At 56.2% G+C, this 3,137-nt stretch carries 2 rRNA genes; both read left to right on the top strand.

Features of this window, described 5'->3' with window-relative positions:
* The first annotated feature begins 4 nt into the window (after positions 1 to 4).
* A 16S ribosomal RNA gene (locus C1C97_RS12115) occupies positions 5 to 1,535 on the top strand.
* A gap of 371 nt (positions 1,536 to 1,906) precedes the next feature.
* Positions 1,907 to 3,137 (top strand): 23S ribosomal RNA (locus C1C97_RS12120); the annotation flags it as partial.

Raw genomic sequence — 3,137 nt, forward strand, 5'->3', positions numbered from 1 at the left:
TTTTTTGACGGAGAGTTTGATCCTGGCTCAGGACGAACGCTGGCGGCGTGCTTAACACATGCAAGTCGAACGCTGAAACCGGGTGCTTGCACTGGGTGGATGAGTGGCGAACGGGTGAGTAATACGTGAGTAACCTGCCCTTGACTCTGGGATAAGCCTGGGAAACTGGGTCTAATACTGGATACGACATGTCATCGCATGGTGGTGTGTGGAAAGGGTTTTACTGGTTTTGGATGGGCTCACGGCCTATCAGCTTGTTGGTGGGGTAATGGCTCACCAAGGCGACGACGGGTAGCCGGCCTGAGAGGGTGACCGGCCACACTGGGACTGAGACACGGCCCAGACTCCTACGGGAGGCAGCAGTGGGGAATATTGCACAATGGGCGAAAGCCTGATGCAGCGACGCCGCGTGAGGGATGACGGCCTTCGGGTTGTAAACCTCTTTCAGCACGGAAGAAGCGAAAGTGACGGTACGTGCAGAAGAAGCGCCGGCTAACTACGTGCCAGCAGCCGCGGTAATACGTAGGGCGCAAGCGTTGTCCGGAATTATTGGGCGTAAAGAGCTCGTAGGCGGTTTGTCGCGTCTGCTGTGAAAGCCCGGGGCTTAACCCCGGGTGTGCAGTGGGTACGGGCAGACTTGAGTGCAGTAGGGGAGACTGGAATTCCTGGTGTAGCGGTGAAATGCGCAGATATCAGGAGGAACACCGATGGCGAAGGCAGGTCTCTGGGCTGTTACTGACGCTGAGGAGCGAAAGCATGGGGAGCGAACAGGATTAGATACCCTGGTAGTCCATGCCGTAAACGTTGGGCACTAGGTGTGGGGAACATTCCACGTTTTCCGCGCCGTAGCTAACGCATTAAGTGCCCCGCCTGGGGAGTACGGCCGCAAGGCTAAAACTCAAAGGAATTGACGGGGGCCCGCACAAGCGGCGGAGCATGCGGATTAATTCGATGCAACGCGAAGAACCTTACCAAGGCTTGACATACACCGGACCGGGCCAGAGATGGTCTTTCCCCCTTGTGGGGCTGGTGTACAGGTGGTGCATGGTTGTCGTCAGCTCGTGTCGTGAGATGTTGGGTTAAGTCCCGCAACGAGCGCAACCCTCGTTCTATGTTGCCAGCACGTGATGGTGGGGACTCATAGGAGACTGCCGGGGTCAACTCGGAGGAAGGTGGGGATGACGTCAAATCATCATGCCCCTTATGTCTTGGGCTTCACGCATGCTACAATGGCCAGTACAATGGGTTGCGATGCCGTGAGGTGGAGCTAATCCCAAAAAGCTGGTCTCAGTTCGGATCGTGGTCTGCAACTCGACCACGTGAAGTCGGAGTCGCTAGTAATCGCAGATCAGCAACGCTGCGGTGAATACGTTCCCGGGCCTTGTACACACCGCCCGTCAAGTCACGAAAGTTGGTAACACCCGAAGCCGGTGGCCTAACCCTTGTGGGGGGAGCCGTCGAAGGTGGGACTGGCGATTGGGACTAAGTCGTAACAAGGTAGCCGTACCGGAAGGTGCGGCTGGATCACCTCCTTTCTAAGGAGCACAGTGGCTGGCCGTGTGGCCGGCACCCACGATCCTCGTCAGTTTCGACGGGGTGTGGTTGATGCTCATGGGTGGAATATCAGCAAGCGGACGCACTGCCTCCTGGCACGGGAACACGACGACCGCAGGGTCGTGGTGGTGTGAGGGTGGTGGTGCGGTGGCACATTGTTGGGTTGTCGATCAACACGTGACGTGTTGGTTGGTTTCCCGCAGCATCACGAGACCGGGACGGGTGTCCTGGTGGGCTGGTGTTGGTGGGTTGTTGTTTGTCAACTACATAGTGGACGCGAGCATCTTTGACGCCGCGCACCCCGTCGTGGGTGTGTGGTGTGTTCTTTGATGATTTATTTGTGTTGTGTGGCGTATAAGTTGTTACGAGCACACGGTGGATGCCTTGGCATCAGGAGCTGATGAAGGACGTGGAAATCTGCGATAAGCCTCGGGGAGCTGATAAACGAGCTGTGATCCGAGGGTCTCCGAATGGGGTAACCCGGCCGCGTGTCATGCGTGGTCACTCGTACCTGAATTCATAGGGTGCGAGGAGGAACGTGGGGAAGTGAAACATCTCAGTACCCATAGGAAGAGAAAACAACAGTGATTCCGTGAGTAGTGGCGAGCGAAAGCGGATGGTGGCTAAACCGGTTGTGTGTGATACCTGGCGAGGGTTGCATGATCGGGGTTGTGGGATGCGTTGTTCCTGGGGTCGCCACCCTGGGCGCTGTGGCGTGGTGGTAGTCGAACTGGTGGTGAGTGCCAGACCGTAGGGGGTGTGAGTCCCGTAGACGAAACTGTCATTGTCGTGGTGTGACGTTCTCCCGAGTAGCACGGGGCCCGTGAAATCTCGTGTGAATCTGCCAGGACCACCTGGTAAGCCTGAATACTTCCTGATGACCGATAGCGGATCAGTACCGTGAGGGAATGGTGAAAAGTACCCCGGGAGGGGAGTGAAATAGTACCTGAAACCGTGTGCTTACAAGCCGTTGGAGCCTTTAGGGGTGACAGCGTGCCTTTTGAAGAATGAGCCTGCGAGTTAGTGTTACGTCGCGAGATTAACCCGTGTGGGGTAGTCGTAGCGAAAGCGAGTCTGAATAGGGCGTTGTGAGTGGCGTGATCTAGACCCGAAGCGGAGTGATCTACCCATGGCCAGGTTGAAGCGCGTGTAAGAGCGCGTGGAGGACCGAACCCACTTCAGTTGAAAATGGAGGGGATGAGCTGTGGGTAGGGGTGAAAGGCCAATCAAACTCCGTGATAGCTGGTTCTCCCCGAAATGCATTTAGGTGCAGCGTTGCGTGTTGCTTGCTGGAGGTAGAGCTACTGGATGGCTGATGGGCCCTACAAGGTTACTGACGTCAACCAAACTCCGAATGCCAGTCAAGTTCTAGCGTGGCAGTGAGACTGTGGGGGATAAGCTTCATAGTCGAAAGGGAAACAGCCCAGACCATCAACTAAGGCCCCTAAGCGTGTGCTAAGTGGGAAAGGATGTGGAGTTGCTGAGACAACCAGGAGGTTGGCTTAGAAGCAGCCACCCTTGAAAGAGTGCGTAATAGCTCACTGGTCAAGTGATTCCGCGCCGATAATGTAGCGGGGCTCAAG

Origin of the sequence: Kocuria tytonis, from assembly GCF_003226895.2 — a bacterium.
Lineage (GTDB): Bacteria > Actinomycetota > Actinomycetes > Actinomycetales > Micrococcaceae > Kocuria > Kocuria tytonis.